The organism is Bradyrhizobium sp. SZCCHNR1053 (assembly GCF_032381235.1).
GTDB lineage: Bacteria > Pseudomonadota > Alphaproteobacteria > Rhizobiales > Xanthobacteraceae > Bradyrhizobium.
The window spans coordinates 255,130-278,696 of sequence record NZ_JAUHJM010000005.1 but is presented as its reverse complement, the minus strand read 5'-3'; the positions used below and the strand labels follow the sequence as shown (position 1 = coordinate 278,696).

General features: G+C 65.8%; 21 protein-coding genes. 12 read left to right on the top strand and 9 right to left on the bottom strand.

Features of this window, described 5'->3' with window-relative positions; translation table 11 throughout:
* Nucleotides 1–413 precede the first annotated feature (413 nt).
* A complete protein-coding gene (locus tag QX051_RS15420; RefSeq protein WP_315776686.1) occupies nt 414–2,888 on the top strand; it encodes a putative bifunctional diguanylate cyclase/phosphodiesterase in 2,475 nt (824 codons plus the stop codon).
* A gap of 107 nt (nt 2,889–2,995) precedes the next feature.
* Here the strand turns inward: QX051_RS15420 and QX051_RS15415 are convergent, their stop codons facing one another.
* Nucleotides 2,996–3,559, bottom strand: a complete 564-nt coding sequence (locus tag QX051_RS15415) for a nitroreductase (protein ID WP_315737508.1) — start codon at nt 3,557–3,559, stop codon at nt 2,996–2,998.
* 322 nt (nt 3,560–3,881) lie between these two features.
* Between QX051_RS15415 and QX051_RS15410 the strand changes: the two genes are divergently transcribed.
* Nucleotides 3,882–4,784: a hypothetical protein gene (locus QX051_RS15410; protein ID WP_315776684.1), complete on the top strand. Its 903-nt coding sequence runs from the start codon at nt 3,882–3,884 to the stop codon at nt 4,782–4,784.
* A 91-nt stretch (nt 4,785–4,875) separates the two neighbouring features.
* Here QX051_RS15410 and thrS read toward each other — a convergent pair whose 3' ends face one another.
* Nucleotides 4,876–6,942, bottom strand: coding sequence for a threonine--tRNA ligase (thrS, locus tag QX051_RS15405; protein WP_315776683.1), 2,067 nt, complete (start codon nt 6,940–6,942; stop codon nt 4,876–4,878).
* Between the two features lie 399 nt (nt 6,943–7,341).
* On the opposite strand from thrS, the gene QX051_RS15400 reads away from it, so the two are divergent.
* From QX051_RS15400 to QX051_RS15390, 3 genes are all read left to right on the top strand, one after another.
* The gene (locus QX051_RS15400) at nt 7,342–8,619 is read left to right on the top strand and encodes a hypothetical protein (RefSeq protein ID WP_315776682.1); all 1,278 of its coding nucleotides are present in this window, start codon (nt 7,342–7,344) and stop codon (nt 8,617–8,619) included.
* A gap of 94 nt (nt 8,620–8,713) precedes the next feature.
* Complete coding sequence (locus tag QX051_RS15395; protein WP_315776681.1) at nt 8,714–9,889, top strand: MFS transporter; 1,176 nt, start codon at nt 8,714–8,716, stop codon at nt 9,887–9,889.
* A 147-nt stretch (nt 9,890–10,036) separates the two neighbouring features.
* Nucleotides 10,037–10,387, top strand: coding sequence for a hypothetical protein (locus QX051_RS15390; RefSeq protein ID WP_315737513.1), 351 nt, complete (start codon nt 10,037–10,039; stop codon nt 10,385–10,387).
* 21 nt (nt 10,388–10,408) lie between these two features.
* Here QX051_RS15390 and QX051_RS15385 read toward each other — a convergent pair whose 3' ends face one another.
* Nucleotides 10,409–11,644: an alpha/beta hydrolase gene (locus tag QX051_RS15385; RefSeq protein ID WP_409997754.1), complete on the bottom strand. Its 1,236-nt coding sequence runs from the start codon at nt 11,642–11,644 to the stop codon at nt 10,409–10,411.
* Nucleotides 11,645–11,960: 316 nt separating this feature from the next.
* On the opposite strand from QX051_RS15385, the gene QX051_RS15380 reads away from it, so the two are divergent.
* Nucleotides 11,961–13,334, top strand: coding sequence for an APC family permease (locus QX051_RS15380; protein ID WP_315776787.1), 1,374 nt, complete (start codon nt 11,961–11,963; stop codon nt 13,332–13,334).
* A 1-nt stretch (nt 13,335) separates the two neighbouring features.
* Entirely contained in the window at nt 13,336–14,574 is a 1,239-nt protein-coding gene (locus QX051_RS15375; protein WP_409998101.1) for a hypothetical protein, read from the top strand.
* 10 nt (nt 14,575–14,584) lie between these two features.
* On the opposite strand, the gene QX051_RS15370 is transcribed toward QX051_RS15375, so the two are convergent.
* Nucleotides 14,585–14,797, bottom strand: coding sequence for a hypothetical protein (locus tag QX051_RS15370; RefSeq protein WP_315737515.1), 213 nt, complete (start codon nt 14,795–14,797; stop codon nt 14,585–14,587).
* A gap of 164 nt (nt 14,798–14,961) precedes the next feature.
* Nucleotides 14,962–15,312, bottom strand: coding sequence for a membrane protein insertion efficiency factor YidD (gene yidD, locus QX051_RS15365; protein WP_315737516.1), 351 nt, complete (start codon nt 15,310–15,312; stop codon nt 14,962–14,964).
* 262 nt (nt 15,313–15,574) lie between these two features.
* On the opposite strand from yidD, the gene QX051_RS15360 reads away from it, so the two are divergent.
* Nucleotides 15,575–16,474: a hypothetical protein gene (locus tag QX051_RS15360; protein ID WP_315776678.1), complete on the top strand. Its 900-nt coding sequence runs from the start codon at nt 15,575–15,577 to the stop codon at nt 16,472–16,474.
* Nucleotides 16,475–16,609: 135 nt separating this feature from the next.
* Here the strand turns inward: QX051_RS15360 and QX051_RS15355 are convergent, their stop codons facing one another.
* Nucleotides 16,610–17,071, bottom strand: coding sequence for an iron-sulfur cluster assembly scaffold protein (locus tag QX051_RS15355; RefSeq protein ID WP_315737518.1), 462 nt, complete (start codon nt 17,069–17,071; stop codon nt 16,610–16,612).
* Between the two features lie 227 nt (nt 17,072–17,298).
* Here QX051_RS15355 and folE point away from each other — a divergent pair, with 227 nt between their 5' ends.
* The 4 genes from folE (at nt 17,299) to QX051_RS15335 (ending at nt 21,111) form a co-directional block, all read left to right on the top strand.
* Nucleotides 17,299–18,006, top strand: a complete 708-nt coding sequence (gene folE / locus QX051_RS15350) for a GTP cyclohydrolase I FolE (RefSeq protein WP_315737519.1) — start codon at nt 17,299–17,301, stop codon at nt 18,004–18,006.
* Nucleotides 18,007–18,035: 29 nt separating this feature from the next.
* Complete coding sequence (gene hisI, locus QX051_RS15345; RefSeq protein WP_315776677.1) at nt 18,036–18,464, top strand: phosphoribosyl-AMP cyclohydrolase; 429 nt, start codon at nt 18,036–18,038, stop codon at nt 18,462–18,464.
* A gap of 149 nt (nt 18,465–18,613) precedes the next feature.
* Nucleotides 18,614–19,645, top strand: coding sequence for a lytic transglycosylase domain-containing protein (locus QX051_RS15340; protein ID WP_315776676.1), 1,032 nt, complete (start codon nt 18,614–18,616; stop codon nt 19,643–19,645).
* A gap of 290 nt (nt 19,646–19,935) precedes the next feature.
* A complete protein-coding gene (locus QX051_RS15335) occupies nt 19,936–21,111 on the top strand; it encodes a DUF2336 domain-containing protein (RefSeq protein ID WP_315776675.1) in 1,176 nt (391 codons plus the stop codon).
* Nucleotides 21,112–21,282: 171 nt separating this feature from the next.
* On the opposite strand, the gene QX051_RS15330 is transcribed toward QX051_RS15335, so the two are convergent.
* From QX051_RS15330 to QX051_RS15320, 3 genes are all read right to left on the bottom strand, one after another.
* Nucleotides 21,283–21,867 (bottom strand): Hpt domain-containing protein, encoded by a 585-nt coding sequence (locus QX051_RS15330; RefSeq protein ID WP_315776674.1) that lies wholly within the window; start codon nt 21,865–21,867, stop codon nt 21,283–21,285.
* Nucleotides 21,868–21,991: 124 nt separating this feature from the next.
* Nucleotides 21,992–22,537 (bottom strand): response regulator, encoded by a 546-nt coding sequence (locus QX051_RS15325; protein ID WP_172107934.1) that lies wholly within the window; start codon nt 22,535–22,537, stop codon nt 21,992–21,994.
* A 124-nt stretch (nt 22,538–22,661) separates the two neighbouring features.
* Nucleotides 22,662–23,441: an NAD kinase gene (locus tag QX051_RS15320; protein WP_315776673.1), complete on the bottom strand. Its 780-nt coding sequence runs from the start codon at nt 23,439–23,441 to the stop codon at nt 22,662–22,664.
* Nucleotides 23,442–23,567: the final 126 nt, after the last annotated feature.

Sequence of the window (23,567 nt, the reverse complement as noted above, 5' to 3'; positions counted from 1 at the left end):
AAGCAGCCGTTCAGCCATCGCGCAGGGAGGGCCGGGTTTCCGGCTGACCCGTGGTACCTGCCGCCTGCATTTTTTTCGCAGGCGGGCCACGGACCTCAGTCGAGGTCCGGCTCTCCCTGCGCCCTCTGTTCGAAGAGGGCGGTTCGATCAGCAAAACTCGGGCAGATATTGTCGCGAGATCGCAGGTTCACATCCGCATCTATGCCGTATCGGTATCGACCTCGCCGTTGCGACACAGGCGACGAACGTGAAGCGATGCTGTCACAGTCGCTAATGCGCGATAACCATGGAACCACTTAAAACTGTCACAATGGCTGCGCGCCACGCGCGAAGCCAATGCATTTACAGCTCGTTAAAGCCGCGTCTGCTTCAGATACCGCCGGGACCGACAGGGTGGCGATTGAGTGGGAATGATGAGTGCCGCGACGACCAAGGCGTTGACGACGATCAGCAGCGATCTGTTTGACGACATCCCGGTGCTCAGGCGCAAATGGCAGGCCGCGTTGAAGCCCGGCCAGCGCCTGCCGCGCTACGAGGACGTCATGCTGGGCAGCCTCGGCCGTCTCGCCGATCATATCGCGGTGCTCAACAATCGGGACGGCGGCCTGCAGATTTCGCGCAGCGGCCGCTATGTCCAGCAATGGCTGCAGGACGAACGCTGGGACGTCGCGGTCGAGGCCGTGTCGCCGGATTGCGCCACCGTGCTGGTGGAGGCCGCCAACTGCGCGCTCGCCAGCGGCCAGCCCTATCTCGCCCATGCGCATTGCGTGCGCGACGGCATGGTTCGCAGCTATGACGTCCTGGCGCTGCCGACCAACTCGCGGTGGGGCAGCACGCTGGTCGGGACCTATGTCAACGAGCGCGACGCGCAATATAATCTGCTCGATGCGATCTTCTCGACGACGGATGACGGCGTGGTCTCGCTCGCAACCATCCGCGACAGCGTCGGCATGCCCTGCGATTTTCAGGTCGTCCATCACAATCGCGCGGCGGCCGAGCTGCTCAGGCTGCCATCGGCGACGCTGCAATGGCATCGCCTGAAGCAGGGCGGCAACATGCTGTGCACGCCCGAGGTGATGGCGCGGCTGTTCGATGTCGTCACGCAGGGGCGAAGCGACCAGTTCGAGCTCGACAGCGAAGCCCGCAGTCTCAGGCTCGGCGCCCACGCCTTTGGCGACATCATCTCATTGACCATTGCCGACGTGACCGCGCTGAAGCGGCGCGAGGCGTCGTTCCGGCTGCTGTTCGACGCCAATCCGGTGCCGATGTGCATTCTCGACGCGAAGACCGCGCAGATCCTCAATGTCAACGATGCGATGGTCGGCCACTACGGCTACGGCCGGGCGGACCTCCTTTGCATGAACGTCTGGGATCTCTGGCCGCCGGGCGAATGGGAAAGCCTGGATGACGCGCTGTTGCGGCTTGCCGACGGTGACCTGTTTCATCGCGACTGGCGCCATCGCAAGGCCGATGGCAGCGAGATCGAGGTGCTGACCTATGGCCGAGAGATCACCTTCGATGGCCGCGACGGCGTGCTGGTCGCGATCGTCGATATCACCGAGCGCCGTCGCGCCGAGGCGCGCATCGCCTACATGGCGCACCATGACGGGCTGACCGGCCTGCCGAACCGCGAGTTCTTCCAGCAGCGCCTCACGCAGGAGCTCGACGGCGCCGGCGCGGCCGACCGGCGCATCGCGGTGATGTGCATCGACCTCGATCTGTTCAAGACCGTCAACGACTCCTTCGGTCATCCGATGGGCGACCGGCTGCTGCAGGCGGTCGCCGGCCGCCTGACGCAGCAGATGCATGGCGGCAAGCTGGCGGCGCGGCTCGGCGGCGACGAGTTCGCGGTGATCATCAGCCAGAGCAGTGGCGTCAACGACGCGAGCGAATGTGCCGCCCGCCTGATCGCGGCGCTCGGCGCGCCCTATGACATCGACGGCAATGAGCTCGTGATCGGCGCCTCCATCGGCATCGCGCTGTCGCCGGGCGACGGCGCGAGCTGCGAGGAGCTGATGAAGAACGCCGACATGGCGCTGTATCGCGCCAAGCAGGACGGCGGCCGCGTGCATCGCTTCTTCGAAAAGGAGATGGACCGCCAGGCGCAGAAGCGGCGCGACATGGAGCACGATCTGCGCCGCGCCTTCGCGCATGGCGAGTTCGAGCTGCACTACCAGCCGCTGGTCGATGTCGCGACCAACGCCATCTCTGCCTTCGAATGCCTGCTGCGCTGGCGTCATCCCGACAAGGGCATGATCTCGCCGGCCGACTTCATCCCTGTGGCTGAGGACATTGGCCTGATCGTGCCGCTCGGCGAATGGGTGCTGCGCGAGGCCTGCCACGAGGCGGCACGATGGCCCGATGGCATCAAGGTGGCGGTGAACCTCTCCGCCGTGCAGTTCCGCAGCCGCAACCTGGTGCAGGTCGTGGTCCAGGCGCTGGCGCAGTCGGCGCTGGCGCCGGAGCGGCTCGAGCTGGAGATCACCGAGTCGATCCTGCTCGCGGAGACCGAGGCCAATCTGGCGACGCTGCATCAGCTGCGCCAGCTCGGCATCCGCATCTCGATGGACGATTTCGGCACCGGCTATTCCAGCCTGAGCTATCTGCGCAGCTTCCCGTTCGACAAGATCAAGATCGACCGCTCCTTCGTGAAGGACCTCGCGCAGCGCTCCGACTGCCTCGCCATCGTCCGGGCCATCTCCGGCCTCGGCAAGAGCCTCAACATCATCACCACCGCCGAGGGCGTCGAGACATCGGATCAGCTCGACTGGCTGCGCGCCGAAGGCTGCAACCAGGTCCAGGGCTTTCTGTTCAGCGCCGCAAAGCCGGCATCGGAGATCGCGGGGTTGCTGGCGCAGTTCGGCGCGCGGTCGTCGAAGGCAGCGTGATGGTTGACGAGTGCGCAGTGCGTAGCCCGGGCGAGCGGAGCGGCCCCGGGAGCACCGTCCCCGCATGTCGCTTCGCTCATGCGGGCTACGGACTGCGGGCTTCGTTGTCAGAACCGCGTCACGATCTCCGCCAGCGCCGGCCGCGGGCGGTCTTCGTTCGGCTTGGTCGGCTTGCCGATATGAATGAGCCCGGCGAGCTTCTCCTCCGGCTTCAGGCCGAGCCCGTTCATCACATCGCGATCGAACATGAACCAGCCGGACAGCCAGCAGCCGCCATATCCGAGCGCGGTGGCCGCGGTCAGGATGTTCATCGCGCTGGCGCCGGCGGAGAGCTCCTGCTCATAGGCCGGCACCTTGGGATGCGGCCGGGTGAAGCTGACGAGGCCGATCACCAGCGGCGCCTCCATCAGGCGGTTCTTCTCGACCTCAAGCTCGGCCGCGCTCGCCTGCGGGTTGTTCTTGGCGAAGACGGACGCGATGACCTCACCGGCGCGGCGGCGGCCGTCGCCCTCGAACACGATGAAGCGCCACGGCGCGAGCTTGCCATGGTCGGGCACGCGGGCGCCGATGGTCAGGATGGTGTCGAGCTCGGCGGGCGAGGGGCCGGGGCCGCTCATCTCGCGCGGCTTCACGGAGCGGCGGGTCTTCAGCAGTTCAATCGCATCGGTCACGTCGTGATGTCTCGTTGGTTGCACGCGGGACAGATAGCATGCGCCTTCGCCTGCAACGAGACCACGGAACGGCGTTTTGATCGGTTCTACCGCGTGTTGCCGCAGCCGCAGGCGGCGCGCGCTCTGCTCAAGCTGCCGTGCAGCCGTGACGTGAATCCTGCAATCTCTCGCCTCACACGGCGGCCCCGGCCTGGTTGGCTGCGGCCATCGGTCCGCCGCCAGCCTCGGCCGTGGCAATTGTGGAAATTTGGGTGGATCGGTAAAAAGATGACGCTGGAGACCGCAGCTCGCGGCCGGCCGGGGCAGCAGACTTGCGGTGGGAATGACAGCGCTGACACCTTCAGTTGATGCCGTCGTGCGGCTGCGCCGCGAGCCGGGTTTCGCCGCGGCGATGCGGGCGTCGACCGAGGCTGCCGTCAGGCTCTACCGGGGCGACCGCATCCTCAATGCGCTGCTGAGCGACCGGGCGCGGGCGCTGTTTCCACATGTCGCGCTGTACCTGCACTTCGCCGAGCAGCGCGATGGCGAGCTCGGCCTCACCGTCGGCGCCATGAAGGAGATGTGCGTCAGGCTCGGCCTGTGCAGCCGCGGCCGCTGCGAGGCGATGCTGGCGCTTATGCGCGCGGCCGGGCTGGTCGCGTCCGCCTCCAATCTCGACCGACGCCGGCGTCCGCTGGTGCCGACCGACAAGCTCATCGCGCTGCATCGCGAGCGGTGGGGCGTGCAGTTCGACGCGATGAGCGCGGTGCTGCCGGCCGCCGTGGCCTATCGGGCGGCGCTGAACGATCCGGCCTTCGTGAAGACCTTCGTGCTCGAGCTCGGCCGCCGCTTCATCGCGGGCGTGCGGGTGCTCGACGGCGCGCCGGAGCTGGAGCCGTTTGCCGAGCGCACCGCCGGCATGGTGATCCTGTTCAGCCTGGCCCAAGGGGGCGGGCCGGACCAGCCGTTCCCGCCCGCTGGTCCCGTGCCGCTCTCCATCAATGGACTGGCGACGCGTTTTTCGGTGTCGCGCAAGCACGTGCTGACCTTGCTGCGTGATGCGGAGGAGAAGGGCCTGCTCGTCCGCGGCACCGAGGCCATCACCATCCTGCCAAGGGGACGCGAGGCGATCGAGCGGATGCTCGCGACGATGTTCCTCTACATGGCTGAATGCGCCGAGGTGGCGCGGCAGGCGGCGGGCCGGGATGGGAGTGCGACGGATGCCGTGGCCACCCTGTCGGCATAGCAGCGCCCGTAGCCCGGGTGAGCGCAAGCGACACCCGGGGAAACTGTTCCCGCCTGTCGCTGCGCTCATGCGGGCTACGAACCGGGACAGCTCACGCCGCCTCGCGCTGACGGCGCCGCACGTCCGGCGGCGTCGCCTCGTCGACCAAAGCGGCGATCGCTTCCGCGGTCGGCATCACGGTCTGGCCGTCGCGGCCGAGCCGGCGGACGGAGACGGAATGCGTCTCGGCCTCCTTCTTGCCGACGACGAGCAGGGCAGGGATCTTCTGCAGCGAGTGCTCGCGGACCTTGTAGTTGATCTTCTCGTTGCGCAGATCGATCTCCGCCCGCAGACCCGCGCGCCGCAACGCCGCCAGCACCTGCTTGGCGTATTCGTCGCCTTCCGAGGTGATGGTGGTGACGACGACCTGGGTCGGCGCCAGCCACAGCGGGAAGCTGCCGGCATAGTGCTCGATCAGGATGCCGATGAAACGCTCCATCGAGCCGCAGATCGCGCGATGGACCATCACCGGCGCCTTCTTGGCGCCGTCGGCGTCGATGTAGAACGCACCGAACCGCTCCGGCAGGTTGAAGTCGACCTGCGTGGTGCCGCACTGCCAGTCGCGGCCGATGGCATCGCGCAGCACATATTCGAACTTCGGCCCGTAGAACGCGCCTTCGCCCGGATTGATCTCGGTGCGGATGTGGTTGCTCTGCGCCTTGATCTCGTTCAGCACGGTCGCCATCACGCGCTCGGCGTGATCCCACATCTCGTCGGTGCCGACGCGCTTGTCCGGCCGGGTCGAGAGCTTCACCGTCAATTCGCCCTCGAAGCCGAAGTCCGAGTAGGTCGACAGGATCAGGTCGTTGATCTTCAGGCACTCGTCGGCGAGTTGGTCCTCGGTGCAGAACACATGCGCATCGTCCTGGGTGAAGCCGCGCACGCGCATCAGGCCGTGCATGGCGCCGGAGGCCTCGTAGCGATGCACGACGCCGAACTCGGCGAGCCGCAGCGGCAGGTCGCGGTAGCTCTTCAGGCCATGCTTGAAGATCTGCACGTGACCCGGGCAGTTCATCGGCTTGAGCGCGAACCAGCGCTTGTCCTCGGCCTCGTCGCCGGCGGACTGCGCCGCGAACATGTTCTCGCGATACCAGTTCCAGTGACCGGAGGTCTCCCACAGCGACTTGTCGAGGATCTGCGGCGCGTTGACCTCGTCATACTCGCCGGCGAGACGCCGGCGCATATAGGCGATCAGCGCCTGGAAGATGCTCCAGCCTTTGGGATGCCAGAACACGACGCCCGGACCTTCCTCCTGGAAATGAAACAGGTCGAGCTCGCGGCCGAGCTTGCGGTGGTCGCGCTTCTCGGCCTCCTCGATCTGCTTGAGGTAGGCGTCGAGCTGCTCCTGCTTGGCGAAGGCGGTGCCGTAGATGCGGGTCAGCATCGGGTTGTTGGAATCGCCGCGCCAATACGCGCCCGCCACCTTCATCAATTTGAAGGCGTTGCCGATCTTCCCCGTCGAGGTCATGTGCGGACCACGACACAGGTCGAACCAGTCGCCCTGGTAGTAGATCTTGATCGGCTCGTTGCCCGGAATGGCGTCGACCAGCTCGACCTTGAACGCCTCGCCCTTGTCGCGGAACACCTGCTTGGTCTTCTCGCGGTCCCACACCTCCTTGGTGAAGGGTTTGTCGCGGCCGATGATCTCGCGCATCTTCTTTTCGATCGCGGCGAAGTCTTCGGGCGTGAACGGCTCGTTGCGGAAGAAGTCGTAATAGAAGCCGTTCTCGATCGCCGGACCGATCGTGACCTGAGTGCCCGGCCACAGCGATTGCACGGCCTCGGCGAGCACGTGCGCGCAATCGTGCCGGATCAATTCCAGCGCGCGCGGGTCGTCGCGGTCGACGAGTTCGAGCTTGGCGTCATCGGTGATGGGATCGTCGAGGTCGACGAGGTCGCCGTTCAGCGCCATCGCGACGGTGCGCTTGGCGAGCGAGGGCGAGATGCCCTTGGCAATGTCGAGACCGGTGGTGCCCCTGGGATATTCACGCCGGGCGCCGTCTGGGAAGCTGATGGTGATCTTCTCGACCGGGGTGGCGGGCTTCAGGTTACTGAGGCTGTATTGGAAATTGGACTTTTGCTGGTCGGACTTGGAATCAGGCGATTTCGGATCGGACATGGGTCACTCCTTGAGCTCACTCCTGCGAACGAGCGCAGGTAAGCGGGAGCAAGGGGTATAGCAGGGGATTTTCAGGCTGCAACCGGGAGAGGGACGGGAAAACCGCCCAATTGCGGCTGGTGCGGCGATGCGGAGATTGCCGCCGCGGGCCGGTATGATACAACTTCAAGTGTTCGGGGCGTGGGGACGCGTTTGGCGATGGAGTCTGCAGGGGAGGCGCCGCTCTCCGTTTGTCGGCGCGGCGGCATTCATGTTGGGGCCGCACTGATCATGTGCGTGCTGTCGAGCCTGTCGTCGCTCGCGGCCGTTCCGGCGGCAACAAGGCCCGCGGACCAGTCCAGATCCATGGTCCAGCCAAGACCTCTTTCGCAGCAAAAGACTTTTTCGCAGCAAAAGGCTTTGCAGCCGAAGCCGGCGGCGCAGCCTAGGCCCCCGGCCAGGCCTGCAACGGAGTCCAGGCCGGCCGCGCGCCGCGCCCCGTCGCCGCGGATCGCAGATGGCTCGGCGCCGATTGCGTTCGCGCTCGTCAAGGGCTCCTCGGACGCCTGTGGACATGGCTGTGACAGCTGGATCGCCGCCGAAGGCAAGATCGACGGCGGCGCCGCCGCGCGCTTCCGCAAGTTCATGAAGCAGATCGGCGAGCGCAGTTTGCCGATCTACTTCAATTCTCCAGGCGGCAATCTGCAGCAGGCGCTCGCCATCGGCGACATGCTGCGCGAGCGCAAGGCCGCCGTGCGGGTGGGACGTACCACCTTGCGCGAGTGCGGCTTCGAGCCTCAGGAGGGCGAAGCTTGTAGCAAGCTGAAGCTGTCCGGACGCGAGCTGCATGGCGAGGTCTGGACGCGGGGGGCGACGTGCAATTCGGCCTGTCCCTACCTGCTGCTCGGCGCGTCCACACGTGACATCGCAGCGGATGCGACGCTCGCGGTGCATTCTCCGCGCGTCATCCTGAACTTCACGGGCGGCGTGCCGACCCGCGAGATGCGGGCGCAGGCGATGCAGCAGGCGATGGCTCGGGCCGACAAGATGGTGCTCGACTACATCACCAAGCTCGGCGCGGATCCCGGTCTGCTGACGGTGGCGCGGTCTGTCCCGTTCGAGAGCATGCGCATCCTGACGCGGGAGGAGATCGCGCGGTTTGCGCTCGACAGGCGGCAGCGGGTGGAAAGCCCCTGGATGTTCGAGACCGCCAGCCGAGGGATTGCCTACAAGACCATTCTCGCACGTAGGGACGGTGAGAGCACGTTCCAGACCACGCGCTTGCAGATGGTCTGCTTCGATCAGGACCGCTTCGAGCTCGACGTCGAGCGCATCGCGCCGGCCGGCTCGCCGCCGGGTCCGCTGGCGATGGCGAGCGGAGATATGCGGCTCAATTTCCTCTCGCCGCCGCGGCGGTCGGGCGATCGCGAGACCTGGGGCGTGTTCCTGAATGCAAGCCAGGTGAAAACGCTGTCGTTGATGCCGTCGGCCGAGCTGAGCGATTCCCTGTTGAATGTCGCGCGTCGCAATGTCTCGACATTTCCGGTGAGCAGCGAAGGCCTGCAATCTGCCCTGAAGATGCTGACCGACAGCTGCCCGCCGTCCAAGGCCATCACCCGTCCGACGAGTACGCCGGTTCCGTGGACGCAGATTCCCTCGCCGCAGGCCTCGGCGGCGCAGTCCGCCCCCGCGCGCTGACGAGAATGGACGAAGGAGGCAGGACGAGAGAAAGTCATGGACGGCATGAGACATTTTCATGCAAATGCATGGAATTCTCTGCTATTGAGGCGCGATGACATCCACATCCGCTCCCGGGCGCTTTGCGCCGACCGCGCTCATGCTCGGCAATCTCGTCACCGGCTGCTCGGTGCTCGCGCCCGCCGGCCTGCTGCCGGAGCTCGCCTCGGATCTTGCTGTCGGCGTTCAGACGGCGGGGCTCCTGATCACCTTCGGCGCGGTGGTGCTCTGCATCTGCTCGCCCTTGACCGCCTGGCTGACGAGCCGCTTCGACCGCCGCCGTCTGCTCGCAGCGACGCTCTTGGTGCTCACGCTCGGCAATCTCGGCTCGGCGTTTGCGCCCGATTATGCGAGCCTGCTCGCGCTGCGCCTCGTGATGCTCGCGGTCGGCGCTCTCTATACACCGCAGGCCGCCGGAACGGCGGCGCTGATCAGCCCGGTCGAGAGACGCGGCAGCACCATCGCCTATGTCTTCCTGGGCTGGTCGCTGGCGGCCGCCGTGGGGCTGCCCATGATCACCTTCATCGGCAGTCATTCCGGTTGGCGAGCCGCCTATCTCGCGGTCGGTGCGGCCGGCGCGGTCAGCTTCGTGCTGCTGACGTGGCGCCTGCCATCCGGCCTGAAGGGCGCGCCGGTCGCGTTGAAGACCTGGACCGAACTCGGCCGCAACCGCCTGGTGGTCCTGCTGCTCCTGGTCACGACCCTGCAGATGTCGGGACAGTTCGTGATCTTCACCTTCATGGGACCGCTGCTGAAGCGCCTGACTGGCGCCGACTCCAACCAGATCGGCCTGGTGTTCGCGATCTACGGCGCCTGCGGCTTTCTCGGCGTCGTCATCGCAACCCGGATCGTCGATGGCTGGGGAGCCTACCGGACGTCGCTCTTGTTCACCTGCCTGATGTTCGCCGGCGTGTCGGCCTGGACGCTGGCGGCAGGCACCTACGGCCTCATGGCGGTGGCGGTCGCCATCTGGGGGTTGGGGTTTGCGTCCACCAATTCGATGCAGCAGGTTCGGCTGGTGGCAGCCGCGCCGCCGCTCGCCTCGGCTTCGGTGTCGCTCAACACCTCGGTGCTCTATATCGGCCAGGCCATCGGCTCCGCGATCGGTGGCAGCCTGTTCGCGCGCGACCTGCTCGGCGCCACCGGCTACGTCGCACTGATGTTCCTGACCCTGGCATTGCTGGCAATCCTGGCCAGCCGCCAGCGCGCGCGGATCGCGGTTCCGGCCTGAGCAGCGGGTTGACGCTTGGCAAAGCCGGCCCGACCGGATTAAAGGCCGATGTCGTGGGGGCTGCTGGGGCGTGGATTCTGCCACGGCCGGCGAGTAGCATCGACGGACGTCCTCGCGTGCCCACGGGTCGGATGAGAGAGATATGGCATGAAGAAGATGATGTTGAGCCTGGCTGCAGTGCTGCTGTGCACCCCTGCGCTGGCCCAGAGCGCGCCGATGGTCGGTGACCGACCGCTGGTGCAGGTCAAGCCGAAGGGGACGAAGACCGCCGCCGCCGCGCCGGCCAAGCCGCAATCGGCGGCCGCCAAGCTCCAGGCCTGCCTGGAGATCGATGACGGAACCAAGGAGCGCCTGAACTGCTACGACGCCGTCATTCCGCCGGCCGCCAAGCCGAAGGCGATGAAGGCCAAGGCGGTCGGCGACTGCAAGTTCACCAAGGAAGAGGACGAGCGGCTCGCCTGCTTCAACGGCTTCGTCGAGAAGCTGCCGAAGTCCTGAGGCGTTGCGGCGGCCGCTCTCTCAGCGGCTCGACACGCGGTTCGACATGTCCTGGGCTCCGGCCGCAATCCGGATCGGCGGCTGGGCGGCCGCCATCTTGACCAGCACATCCTTGATCGGGTTGCGAGTCCAGGCCTGCGTGACGTAGTCGCGATGGGTGATGCCCTCGTCGGTCTCGACGAAGACGACGCTGCCCGGGCGCAGCGGCCGGTCCATGTCTTCGGAGACTTCGATGCCGCGATTGCGCAGCATCGCCATCAGTTCTTGATCATGCCGCGCGGTATAGCGCGTGTAGGAGCTGATGAAAAAGCCGGAGCGGCTGCGCTCGATCCAGTTGGCGAACTTGTCGAGCTGGCCGTAGACCGCATCGAGCAGCACGACGCCGCGCACGCGGTCGCTGATGCCGCCGACCTCGAGGCTCCATGCCGTGGGGAGGAAGCCGCCGCTGTAGCCGACGATTACGATGGGCATGCCGGCGAAAGTCTTCGCGCTTGCCGGATCGCCGGTCAGGCGGGCGAGGCTGGCCGCGGCCTCGTCCATGAAGCGCTTGAAGCCGCCGGGCTGCCAGAACTTGCCGGCGCTCGAATCGGCGGCGTCGACGGCCATCTGCGGCGCGAGCAGCACCGCGTTGACGCCGGCCGCGGTGATCTGCTGCGGGACCAACTGGCGGTCGCGCACGTCGCGCTCCAGCGTGGCGCCGTTGCCATGGAAGAACACGACGATCACGCCCGGCTTGCGCACATCGAATTGTTCGGGGACGTGCACCAGCACACGGCTGTCGTTGTAGGTCTGGTCCTGCCAGTAGACGCGGCCGGAGAAGCTGCGGTGGCCGCGGCGCTCACCGCTGCTGACGTTCAGGAACGGTGCGTCGGACGCCGGATTGTTGCCGAAATAGGGAAAGGCCGACGACTTCATGCTGATGAGGGTCGTCAGTTCCTCACGCTGCGGCCGTCCCGGCCGCTGCGGCTCCAGCGATGCGATCTGAGAGGGCGCCGGCTTCGGGGCGAAGTCGGAGGGCGTGTGAAGCCGAAAACTCTCCTGCGCGGACGGGAAACGGTCGCTGAATTCAGGTGCCGGAAAACGATCGTCGAAGGTCAGCCCCTGGGCCGTCGACGCGTTGGCGGCCAACGCCTCGGGATTGGGGGCCTTGCCGCAATGCGTGAACGAAAGGCAGATCGCCAGCGCCAAAGCCGCGCGCCACCAGAGGCACCAACCTCTGCGCACAGACCTCAAGATGTTATGGTCTTCCCCGATCATCCGTCCCCAAAGACGAGTTCGAGCCGCAACACGGCTCTTCAACCAGCGGATTTCGTTCAACCTGCGCCGCCGAAATTGAGGTCGCGTTAAGGATCGTGTCCGGCCAACCCCGGGCGCACCGGGACACACCACGCGAACGTGTCGCGATTGTGGGACGCTTGGCGGCCCAATGCAATGTCGCAGCCCAGCCTGTCCGAAATCGGTTCATAAATACCCTTGATGAAGGTCATATTTAACGCCCGTTAACGATGTTTGAATGCTTCGGCGGGAACCTGGGCTGAAGCAGAGGAAGGGGCGCCGGGCGTCCTTCGACGAGATGGCTGCATCCGAGGCGGACGATCCCGGCCGGGGCCGGACAGACGGCGACCGGGTTCCATCCGTGTCGCTTCCGGTCGCGACTGCTATCGTCATCGCCGACATGATCGGGGTCGGCGTCTTCACCAGCCTCGGCTTCCAGGTCCGGGACATCCCGTCGGGCTTCTCCATTCTGGTGCTGTGGGCGGTCGGGGGATTGGTGTCGATCTGCGGGGCACTGTCCTATGCCGAACTCGGCACGATGTTTCCGCGCTCGAGCGGCGAGTACAATTTTCTGACGCGGGCGTTCCACCCGGCGATCGGCTTCATGGCCGGGTGGGTCTCGGCGACGGTGGGCTTCGCGGCGCCGGTGGCGCTCGCGGCCATGGCGTTCGGAGAATATGGTCGTGCCGTCATCCCGGGCGCTCCGCCGCTCCTGCTCGCCACCGGCGCTGTCTGGCTCGTGACAGCAGTGCAACTCGGCGGCATCAGGCAGTCGAGCCGTTTCCAGCTGTTGTCGACCGTGCTGAAGCTCGGGCTCATCACCGCCTTCCTGATCGCCGGCTACACCATCGCCACCCCGCAACCGGTGACGTTCCTGCCAACCGTGACCGATGTCGGTCACGTGACGAGCGCGGCGTTCGCGACCGGACTGGTGTTCGTGATGTACGCGTTCTCCGGCTGGAACGCGGCGACCTACATCATCGGCGAGTTGCATGCGCCGGAGCGGACCTTGCCGCGCGCGCTGCTGTTGGGCACGGTGATCGTTCTGGTGCTCTACATTGCGCTCAACGCGGTTTTCCTGCGGGCCGCACCGATGGACGCACTCGCGGGCCAACTCCAGGTCGCAAGCATCGCGGGCAGTCATATCTTCGGCGAGACCGGCGGGCGCTTCGTGGCCGCGATGATCTGCATCGGACTGGTTCCTTCCATCGCCGCGATGATGTGGATCGGCCCGCGCGTGCTGATGACAATGGGCGAGGACATTCCGGCGCTGTCGGTGTTCGCGCGGCGCTCGCGCAACGGGGCGCCGGCCTACGCCGTCCTGTTCCAGCTCACGGTGGCCACCCTGATGCTGTTCACGGAGAGCTTCGAGGCGGTGCTGGATCTCGTCCAGTTCTCGCTCTTGTCCTGCTCGTTTCTCGCTGTGCTCGGACTGCTCAAGCTGCGCATCGCGCAGCCCGAACTCACGCGACCCTACCGCGCCTGGGGCTATCCGGTCACGCCGTTGATCTTCCTCAGCGTGACCTTCTTCATGATGTACTATCTCGTCGCGACGCGGCCCTTGCAGGCAGGGCTCGGCGCAGGCGCAATGGCGTCGGGATTGCTGATCTATTGGCTCGCTCACGCGCGATCGCGCCGTATCACCGCAACGCTCGCATCGGGTTCGGATTGAAATGCTGTTGGCCTCGAGAGTCTGGTTCGCCGTCGCATGTCTGATCCTTGCCATGAGCTTCGAGGCTCGGGCTCAGACCATCACGCCGGACGATACGGCGCGGGTGCTGGCGGGCATGGCGCCAGCGGCGGGCTCGCCGCTCGTGCCCTTCGTGCAGGATCCGGCATGGCGGCGGCACGCGGCGTTCTTCGACAACGCCTTCAATCAGCTCGAGCAGCGACAATTGTCGAAGATCAGGGCCTGGGCGGATGCCAATCTGGCCGCGCCGCGGCCGGCGATGTTCTATTTCTTCTCGGGGCCGGATTTTCTCTATGCCGATGCCTTTCATCCGAAGGCAACGACCTATGTCCTGGTGGCGCTCGAGCCGACCGGCCCGATCCCGGACCTGACCAGATTGCCCCGAGGCAGCATCGGCCCGGCGCTGTCCTATGTCGAACGCTCGTTGCAATCGATCCTGAGTTTCTCCTTCTTTATCACCAAGGACATGAAGGTCGACTTGCGCGAAGGCGAACTCGAAGGGACCTTGCCAATTCTCTACGTCTTCCTGGCGCGCACCGGCAAGACGATCCGCGAGGCCAGTCTGATCTGGTTGGACGAGAATGGCGGATTGCACGGAAACAACGAGCCGCCGACGCGCAATGCGACCAAGGGCGCGCGCATCCTGTTTGCCGGCGCCGACGGGGTCGCGAAGACGCTCTACTACTTCTCCGCTGATCTCTCCGATTCCGGCGTGAAGGCCAGCGGGTTGTTCAAGTTCTGCGAGCCGCTGGGGCCGGGCGACAGTCTCCTGAAGAGCGCGTCTTATCTGTTGCATGAGAACGGCTTCGCACGGGTCCGCAGCTGGCTGCTGAAGAACAGCGCCACCGTCATCCAGGACGATTCCGGCATCCCGCTCGCGAGCTATGAGGCGCGGGCCTGGCGTTTCCTGCCGTTCGGGCGCTATGCGGGGCCGATCGACAAATTCCCAGACATGTACCAGAGGAGCTATGCGAGGCTGTTCGAGCGTGCGCAGCCGCTGGAATTCGGGATCGGCTATCGTTGGCGCACGCGTGAATCGAATGTCCTGCTCGCGGTGAGATCGCCTCCGGCCGACGCGACGGTCTCGGCCGAAGCGAGCGCCCCTGCAGAAACGGATTACCAGCCACCGCCGCGCGCCCGGCGCGTGCCGCGGCCGCTGGAGCCGGTTCCTCTCTATCCGCCGCCGCGGCGCGACGATTTCATCTTCTGGCCGAGATGGTAGGGGGTGAATATCACCAGTGCACGCTCTGGCTGGGCACGATGTAGGACGTCGTCGGCGGGGGCAGGGCGGTGCTGTCGGCAAGATAGCGCCAGGCACCGACAATGACGATCAACAAAGCGATGATGCAGAGTAGATCCACCTGGCGTGCGTCGTGGTGGCCGGCCTGATCCGGACCGATGCTCTTGCGGGAACGGTTGCTTCTGGGGCTGATTGTCCAGCGCATCGTTGTTTTCCTCCCGAAGGAAGCATCACATCAATGCAGGTCGAGGCAGCGCGGTTCCTGATGGGAGCGCCGGCTCGTGACGTAAGGATAATCGTAGCCCGAGATTTCGCCAGGGCCATGTGCTGCAGATCAATTGACGAGCGCGACGTCTGTTGCGCTGCACATCAGCCCGGGCCGTTGACGCCGCGCCATCGCGCGTAGCGCCAAGGCAGATACCAGTGAGCGCCTGTGGGAGCCGTTGTTGGGACGTTGTCGATGCCCGAGGTGCCAAAGGGCTGGCAGCGCAGCAGACGGGCGAGCGTCATCCACCCGCCCGCCCAGAGTCCGAAGCGTTCGATGGCCTCATCGGCATAGACCGAGCAGGTCGGCAGGTGCCGACAATTGTAGCCGACCAGCGGCGACAATGTGTGGCGGTACAGCCAGATCAGCGCGTGAGCAGCGCGCCGCGGGAGTCGGGCCAGCAGCGACCCGATGTGCGCAGAATGGCAGCCGATGTCAGAGCATGAGTGCTTCATGAGCGCGATGCCAGATGGATGTGCGAACTTTTGACCGGTTCCTCGGCAGGGAACCCGGCTCGCGTTCATTTGTGGTGATGTGATGCAACAATGGCCGGTTTTCAGCGGCGCCGCAGCACGCCGCAGCTGGACGGTCGGTGATTGCCCGGATACGTTTCCCGACAAGGATGTGACAGACTAATAACGGATTTGAGGCCAGGTTGTCAGGTCTTTCCGCGAGAAAACTGAGGAACTGCGTACCGAGCTTGACGAGGGGGACGGATTGCGCGTGAGATTGCTGCGGTCGCGTGAATTGCGCTGGATGCTACTTGGTGTTGCAGCGCTTGGTGCGGTGGTCGGTAGCGCGATCACCATCATGTCAAACACGGCGCGCGCCGGCGGCGCGCTCGAAGAGCGCAAACTCCCGATGCGGTTCGGTTGGGTCGCCTGCGAGCCGAATTGCGGCTGGGTCAGTGCGGTCGGGATCGTCACCGGCGATACGCCGAAGGATTTCGAGGATTTCGCGAGGGATCGCGACCTGACGGGGGCCACCCTGGTGCTCGACTCCAGCGGCGGCTCGGTCAACGACGCCATCACCTTGGGCCGCCGGTTCCGTGGGCTGAAGATGCGCACCACCGTCGGCATGACCCAGCGTTCGAGCCGCGCGGGTGACCGGCCGCGCGTCATGCCCGAGGCCTATTGCGAGTCGATGTGCGTGTTCCTGCTGCTGGCTGGAACCACGCGTTATGTTCCGGATACGGCCCATGTCCGCGTTCACCAGATCTGGATGGGAGACCGCGCCGACGACGCCAAGGCGGCGAGCTATACGGCGCAGGACCTGATGATCGTCGAGCGCGACATCGGGCGTCTCGCCAAATACACCTTCGAGATGGGCGGAGCGGGCGATCTGCTGTCGCTGGCGCTGAACGTGCCGCCCTGGGAGGACCTGCATGAGCTGTCGCGCGCCGAGCTGCGGCTCACCAACGTCGTGACCACGGATCTGGTTGCCGAGGTGCTGCCGCCGAAGGGGGCCGTGCCGGTCGCCGAGCTCGCACCGAAGCCGCAGGCCAAGGACAAGCAGCAGGACCGCTTCTCCGTGGCGCTGGACCGCGACAAGGGGCAACTGTCGCGTACCGCCGAGGCTCTGCCGCCAGCGACGGTCGCCACGACGCCGCAGCAATAGGCATCGACGTCGCCGGGGCGAGCCGGACCTCCGCGTCCAATCATGAGCTTGCCGACGACCGCTCCCGCATGCCGGTGCGCTCATGCGGGCTATGGATCTGTCAGTCTGCACGCACGGGTGGGAAGCGGTGCCGCCTCAGCCCTGAGCCGCGGTCGGCTGCTCGCCGTTGGTCTTGGCCTCGATCTGGCCGATGGCATCCACCACGGCGTCGAACGTCAGCATCGTGGAGGCGTGGCGGGCCTTGTAGTCTCGCACCGGCTCAAGCAGGGCAATGTCGGCCCATTTGCCCTCCGGCGGTGCACCGTTCTCCTTCAGCATCCTCCGGACCGTCTCCCGCAGCTCGCGCAGCTCCGCGGCGCTGGAACCGACGACGTGGCGGGCCATGATCGAAGAGGAGGCCTGGCCGAGGGCGCAGGCCTTCACGTCATGGGCGAAGTCGGTCACCACGGGCCCGTCCATCTTGAGGTCGACCTTGACGGTCGAGCCGCACAGCTTGGAATGGGCGGTGGCAGTGGCGTCCGGGTGGTCCAGCCGTCCGAGCCGCGGAATGTTGCCGGCGAGCTCGATGATGCGCTTGTTGTAGATGTCGTTCAGCATGTGCCTGACGTCCCGGAATTACCGGCGTGGCGGCCTTGGCGGCCGGGTTTCATCGCCCTATATTGCGAGTATATGGAAACGATTGGCAGGAATTCCAGCCACATCCACAGGCGTCCGGCGCGAGAGGCGCCAAGCCTGCGTGTGGCACCTCTGCAGGTGACGCCCTCAAGGTGATGCTGTGCCGGTGACACTCCGGTCGGACCGCCGACCGGTCGAACGGAGTTGAGATGGACACTTTGATCAAGACGTTGCGTGCGAACAAGCCCGAGGGCAAGCCGTTAGACGCCAAGCTGACTGACGCTCGCGCTGCAGAGCTCGATCCCGCCGAGTTTCTCGCTGCCGCCGTGCGGCCCGACCGTGCCAGGCCGTCGCGGGCCGAGGCCGAGGCCGCGGTCTATACGCTGTTGAATTACATCGGCGAGGATCCGACCCGCGAGGGGCTGGTCGACACGCCGCGCCGGGTCGTCGAGGCCTATGACGAGCTGTACCAGGGCTATCACCAGTGCCCGGCCGAGGTGCTCGACCGCACCTTCGGCGAGACCGCCGGCTATGACGACTTCGTGCTGATTCGCGACATCGAGTTTACGTCGCAATGCGAGCATCACATGATGCCCTTCTACGGTCGCGCGCATATCGCCTATACGCCGGTCGAGCGGGTGGTCGGCCTGTCCAAGCTGGCGCGCCTGACCGACATCTTCGCCCGCCGCCTGCAGACCCAGGAGCATCTCACCGCCCAGATCGCGGCCGCGATCGACGAGGTGCTGAAGCCGCGCGGCGTCGCCGTCATGATCGAGGCCGAGCACACCTGCATGTCGGTGCGGGGCGTCGCCAAGCACGGCGCCATCACCTTCACCAGCCGCTTCACCGGCATGTTCAGGGACAATCCGGCCGAGCAGTCGCGCTTCCTGTCCATGGTGCGGTCGCCGCAACGGTAAGCCTGCCAACCCGTTGAGCAGAGAGTTTCGTGTCTTCATCCTCAGTTGAGCGCGAGGAGGGCTTGGCCTTCCTGCCCAAGTTCGACGCGGCCGGCCTCGTCACCTGTGTGACGACCGATGCCGTGAGCGGCGACGTGCTGATGGTCGCCCACATGAACGAGGAGGCCCTGCGCAAGACGGTGGCGACCGGCGAAGCCTGGTATTTCAGCCGCTCGCGCAATGCGTTGTGGCGCAAGGGTGAGAGCTCGGGCCAGACCCAGCGCGTGGTCGAGATGCGCACCGATTGCGACCAGGACGCGGTCTGGCTGCGCGTCGAGCAGGTCGGCGCGGCGTGCCACACCGGCCGCCGTTCCTGCTTCTATCGCAAGGTCGAGCGATCGGATGACGGCAGTGGCGCGCGGCTCGTGTTCGTCGATGCCGACAGGCTGTTCGATCCCGCCGAGGTCTATCGCAAGTAGGCCAGCGACCTGCGTCCTGACGTGCCCGGTCGTTCATTGGCCCGGTCGGGCCCTGCGAATTAACCCGCCATTAACCATACCCGCCGCATTTTGCCGGACGTTTCCGGCGCGTTCGTCTGCCAGCGAATCTGCAAACAGCGGGTCTTCCCATGTCGGTCGACGCATCCAACTCCTCGTCCACCGGTTTCCTCGATGGCGTCCGGGCGAAGGTCGCCGGCGCAATCAAGCAGGCCGCGGACAGCGTCGGCACCAGCTTCGAATATCTGTTGTCGACCGCCAAGATGGAGTCGGACTTCAATCCGACCGCCGGCGCCTCGACGTCATCAGCGCGCGGGCTCTACCAGTTCATCGACCAGACCTGGCTCGGCACCGTGAAGGAAGCCGGCTCCGATCTCGGCTATGGCCAATATGCCGACGCGATCACCCGGACATCGTCGGGCGACTACACGGTCAGCGATCCCGGAATGCGGCAGGCGATCATGAAGCTGCGCGACGACCCGCAGGCGTCGTCCGCGATGGCCGCTGCGCTCACGCAATCGAACAGTTTCCAGCTCGCCGGCAAGATCGGCCGTCGGCCGACCGATGCCGAGCTCTACATGGCGCACTTCATGGGTGTCGGCGGCGCCGCGAAGCTGATCACCAGCACCCAGGAGACGCCGAATGCGTCGGCCGCGCGGATGTTTCCCAGCGCCGCCGCGGCCAACCGGCCGATCTTCTACGATCGCGACGGACAAGCCCGCAGCGTGTCCCAGGTTTATGCGGTGCTGAACACGCGCTATGCCGGCGCCGCCAACTCCTCGGCGACGCGCGGGGCGCTCGCCCTTTATGGAGGGGCATCGGCGAACGTCGCGGCCAATGCGGCCGGCGGCGGCGCGCTGCCGACGACCGACACCGCCACCTTCCTGTCGATGTTTCCGGATGCGCGCGGCTCGTCGCAAGCCGCATCTTCGACGACGGCCGACGCATCGGCCGCCACCCGGCCGGCGGACCCGATGTTTCGCTCGCTATTCCAGGTTGACGGCCAGTCGAGCCAGGCGGTCTCGCCGACCGTCCGCGAATTGTGGGGCCGCTCATCGGTCGCTAGCGCGGCCTCGCCGGAGGGCGGCGGTAACGATGGCGGCGGCAATGGCCAGCGCAGACTCGACCTGTTCAGCGATCCCCACGGCACCTTTTCGGGCTGATGTGCCGGCTAAGGCGGTCCGCACTCGTCGCTGAACCATTGATCAAAAAGAACGATTTTCGACCTCCCGCCACGGCTTGCGCTGCCGGCGGCGGCCGCATTTCGCCCGTTGGATTACGGCCAAATGAGACATTCAGAGGTAGCATAATATAGTTTTGATTTACCTCCTTAACAAAACATCAACAAAACCAGCTACTTATGGTGAACGCTTTGTTAAGCGTCGTGGTTTATTTTCGGTGCTGTTGAGGCCCTCGTGGCCTTTGTCTGCAAGTTGCGTAAGCCGGAAAGACCATGATCGTTCGGCAGTTTCTCAGTTGGGTCAGAACCGCACCCGCCGGTGAGCGGGCAGAGGCCACCAGGGCGCTCGCGCGGGCGTGGTTGTTGTCGGATCTCTGCGATGAGGATCGCGGCGCCGCGGAGGGCGCGCTCCTCATGCTGCTGGACGATCCGTCGCCGTTGGTGCGTCAGGCCATGGCGGAGGTGTTCGCCCGCTCGGAGGAGGCGCCGGCCGCCATCGTCCAGGCGCTCGCCACGGACCAGGCTTCTGTCGCCGCCATCATCCTCGAACATTCGCCGCTGCTGATCGATGCCGACCTCGTCGACATCGTCGCGACCGGCAACTCCGACACACAATGCGCGATCGCGCGGCGCGTCGGCCTGCCGGCGCCGGTCTGCGCCGCGATCGCCGAAGTCGGAAGCGCCGCCGCCGCACTCGAGCTGATCGAGAACGCCTATGCCGAGCTAGCGCCGTTCTCCTGGGACCGCATCGTCGAGCGCCACGGCCATCTCGCCGCCATCCGCGAAGCGATGCTGGTGCTGGACGACCTGCCGGCCGCGACGCGGGCGGCGCTGGTCGACAAGCTCTCCGAGACACTGGCGCAGTTCGTCGTCGCCAGGAATTGGCTCAGTGCCGACAAAGCAGGGCGCATCACCAATGAGGCGCGCGACCGCTCGACCATTACCATCGCGGCGCGGTCGCGCGGCGAGGAGCTGCGCGGGCTGGTCCAGCATCTGCGTGCAACCTCGCAACTCACCGCGGGCCTGATCCTGCGCGCACTTCTCTCCGGCAACGTCGAATTGTTCGAGATCGCGCTGTCGGAGCTCGCCGACATGCCGCGGGCCCGGGTGTCGGCGCTGCTCAACGATCGCGGCCGCGCCAGCCTGCAGGGGCTGCTGCGCAAGGCGGGCATTCCCGACACCACCTTCGACGCCTTCAGCATCGCGCTCGAAGTCTGCCGCGAGAACGGATTTGCCGACACCTTGAGCGGAGCAGCGATCCTGCGCCGCAAGATGGTGGAGCGCGTGCTCACCCATTGCGCCACCGACCGTGATGCCGCCGAGCCGTTGCTGATCCTGCTGCGCCGCTTCGCCACCGAATCCGCCCGCGACGAGGCCCGCGAGTTCTGCGACGAGGTGATGGCGGAGGATTTCGTGGCCGGGCTGGAGTTCGGACTGATCGCGGCGTGAGGCGCGTCCGCTGCCGTAGGGTGGGCAAAGGCGCGTCGCAGATATCGCCACGTTCGAGCGCGCGGTGGCGCCGTGCCAACCGACTTGCCGCAGAGATTGCTGATCCATGGTGGGCACGCTGCCGCCGCTTTGCGGCGGCGGCTTTGCCCACCCTACGTGATCGCCATCCGATTACGGCTGATCGCTCGGCACCAGGCTCGGCGCCAGGATCGCTTCGAGATGCTCCGGCCGGTTGCGGTTGACCTGGAGCAGGTAGTCGTCGGCGACGCGGCGCAGCCGGCGGCTCAATTCGGCAGCGACGGTCGGGCTGTGGTACTTCGTATGGTCATGCACGATCGCCTGGATGGCGTTGACGTGATGCTCGAACAACTCGACGGGGACCTTTTCGAGATCCGGCGCGTGCTCGATGATCCGGCACAGGCTGTCGGCAACCTCGGCAGCGGCGGGATAGCCGAAGGTCGCTGCATCGCCCTTGATGTCGTGGGCGGCGCGGAACATTTCCTCGCAGGCGTCGTCGTCGAAGCCATTGTTCAGAACGGCACCGTAAGCCTTCGTCAGGCGATCGGCCTCGGTGTCCATCCACGACTTGAACTCGCCGGATAGCCCGGCAAGCGCGGCTTCCGCGCGCGCGATAGGATCGTCGAGATCCTTCTCCTCGGCGCGGCGCAGCACCTGCTTCAGCGGATTGGGCTGGGTGATGACGTGATGTGAGGTGTAGGTCTTGACCTGGATCGCCGGGGCCTTGTCTTTCGCCATCTCGATATCCCCTGATGATGCCGACCAACGCAAATCGACTCATTGCCCCGATTCATAGCCGAGGAACTGGGCGCTCTGGGCGTCGATCCCCGGATTGCGTTAACGCGGGCTCACTGCCGCGCTCCTAAACCGCGGAGCGCGCCTTATCCAGAAGTGACGGTTGCTGGAAGATCTCGGCCTCGCCGCCGATCCGGCGCTCCGGCCCGATATAAGCGGTGTTGGTGTTGCGGCGCCGGTCCGGACCGAAGTAGGTCTTGGTCTTGATGAACGGACGCGGATTGGCAACCACGTTGAGGATGCGCTGATACAGTCCCTTCGCCGAGATCGGCTTGGCGAGGAATTCCGTCACGCCGGCATCGCGCGCGACGGTGACGCGGCGCTTCTCCGAATGTCCCGTCAGCATGATGATAGGCGCGTAGGGGTTGCCCTTGGCTTCCGGCTGCCGGATCATCTGCGCGAGCTCGAGCCCGTCGAAGATCGGCATCGCCCAGTCGGTGATGACGATGTCGGGGGAGAAATGAGTATACATCTCGAGTGCGGTCGCGCCGTCCTCGGCCTCGTTGACCTCGCGGGCGCCGAACGAATGCAGCAGCGTGCGCAGGATGCGGCGCATGTGCGGATTGTCGTCGCAGACGAGAAAGCGCAGCTTGTTGAAGTCGATGCGGTACATTTGGCCGGCCTGAAAGGATCACCGGTGATGGCGGTATACCCGCATTAACCATACGGAGCCGCGGGTTAACAAAGCGTTGCCCAGGGCGGCGAAGGAGGAAAAAGGCGCGGAAAAGCGCCCGATGTCAGTAGCCGAACTGCTCGCTCAGGATCCGCTCTTCCAGGCTGTGGCCGGCGTCGAACAGCATCCGCATAGAGATCGTCTTGTCCGAGAGCACCTCGACTCGCTGGACGTTGCGGACCTCGTCATGATCCGCCACCGCCGCGACTGGGCGCTTGTCGCCTTCGAGCACCTCGATGATCACATAGGCCGTGTTCGGAAGCAGGGCGCCGCGCCAGCGCCGCGGCCGGAAGGCGCTGATCGGCGTCAGCGCCAGCAGCGCGGCGTTGATCGGCAGGATCGGGCCCTGCACCGAGAGGTTATAGGCGGTGGAGCCTGCGGGCGTGGCAACGAGCACGCCGTCGGCGATCAGCTCCGGCATGCGCTCGCGCTCATCGATCAGGATGCGCAGCCGCGCCGTCTGCGCCGTCTGGCGAAACAGGTAGACCTCGTTGATGGCGTGGTGGATGTGAACGACGCCAGCGGCATCGGTCGCCCGCATCAGCAGCGGATGGATTACCGATTCCTGCGCCGCTTCGAGCCGCCCGTGCAGATCGATCGTGCTGAACTCGTTCATCAGGAAGCCGACCGTGCCGCGATGCATGCCGTAGATCGGCTTTCCCGAGCGCATGTGGTCGTGCAGCGTCTGCAGCATCAGGCCATCGCCGCCGAGCGCGACCACGACGTCCGCCAGGTCCGGATCGGAGTTGCCGTACAGCGCGGAGAGCTGCGCCAGTGCGGCCTGGGCTTCGGCACTCGGACTCGCGACGAAGGCGATCCGCTCATATCGCTTGGACGTGGTCATGCGTCGCAGGGCTCGCTGGTCGGTTGGCCGGTGACAGGCGCCGTGTCGTCTAGCCGACCTTGCCCGTGCTTGTCCATCGCGGCCGGTATCCCGGGGCAATGGGGCCGGGATGAGGCTGATATGGCC

Coding starts and splice junctions, on each gene's coding strand:
- QX051_RS15330 (WP_315776674.1), bottom strand. CDS start 21,867: ATGGCGAAAGACAAGGCCCCGGCGATCCAGGTCAAGACCTACACCTCA.
- yidD (WP_315737516.1), bottom strand. CDS start 15,312: ATGAAGCACTCATGCTCTGACATCGGCTGCCATTCTGCGCACATCGGG.
- QX051_RS15340 (WP_315776676.1), top strand. CDS start 18,614: ATGTCGGTCGACGCATCCAACTCCTCGTCCACCGGTTTCCTCGATGGC.
- QX051_RS15420 (WP_315776686.1), top strand. CDS start 414: ATGAGTGCCGCGACGACCAAGGCGTTGACGACGATCAGCAGCGATCTG.
- QX051_RS15395 (WP_315776681.1), top strand. CDS start 8,714: ATGACATCCACATCCGCTCCCGGGCGCTTTGCGCCGACCGCGCTCATG.
- QX051_RS15320 (WP_315776673.1), bottom strand. CDS start 23,441: ATGACCACGTCCAAGCGATATGAGCGGATCGCCTTCGTCGCGAGTCCG.
- folE (WP_315737519.1), top strand. CDS start 17,299: ATGGACACTTTGATCAAGACGTTGCGTGCGAACAAGCCCGAGGGCAAG.
- QX051_RS15355 (WP_315737518.1), bottom strand. CDS start 17,071: ATGCTGAACGACATCTACAACAAGCGCATCATCGAGCTCGCCGGCAAC.
- QX051_RS15325 (WP_172107934.1), bottom strand. CDS start 22,537: ATGTACCGCATCGACTTCAACAAGCTGCGCTTTCTCGTCTGCGACGAC.
- QX051_RS15385 (WP_409997754.1), bottom strand. CDS start 11,644: ATGATCGGGGAAGACCATAACATCTTGAGGTCTGTGCGCAGAGGTTGG.
- QX051_RS15390 (WP_315737513.1), top strand. CDS start 10,037: ATGAAGAAGATGATGTTGAGCCTGGCTGCAGTGCTGCTGTGCACCCCT.
- thrS (WP_315776683.1), bottom strand. CDS start 6,942: ATGTCCGATCCGAAATCGCCTGATTCCAAGTCCGACCAGCAAAAGTCC.
- QX051_RS15380 (WP_315776787.1), top strand. CDS start 11,961: ATGGCTGCATCCGAGGCGGACGATCCCGGCCGGGGCCGGACAGACGGC.
- QX051_RS15410 (WP_315776684.1), top strand. CDS start 3,882: ATGACAGCGCTGACACCTTCAGTTGATGCCGTCGTGCGGCTGCGCCGC.
- QX051_RS15375 (WP_409998101.1), top strand. CDS start 13,336: ATGCTGTTGGCCTCGAGAGTCTGGTTCGCCGTCGCATGTCTGATCCTT.
- QX051_RS15335 (WP_315776675.1), top strand. CDS start 19,936: ATGATCGTTCGGCAGTTTCTCAGTTGGGTCAGAACCGCACCCGCCGGT.
- QX051_RS15370 (WP_315737515.1), bottom strand. CDS start 14,797: ATGCGCTGGACAATCAGCCCCAGAAGCAACCGTTCCCGCAAGAGCATC.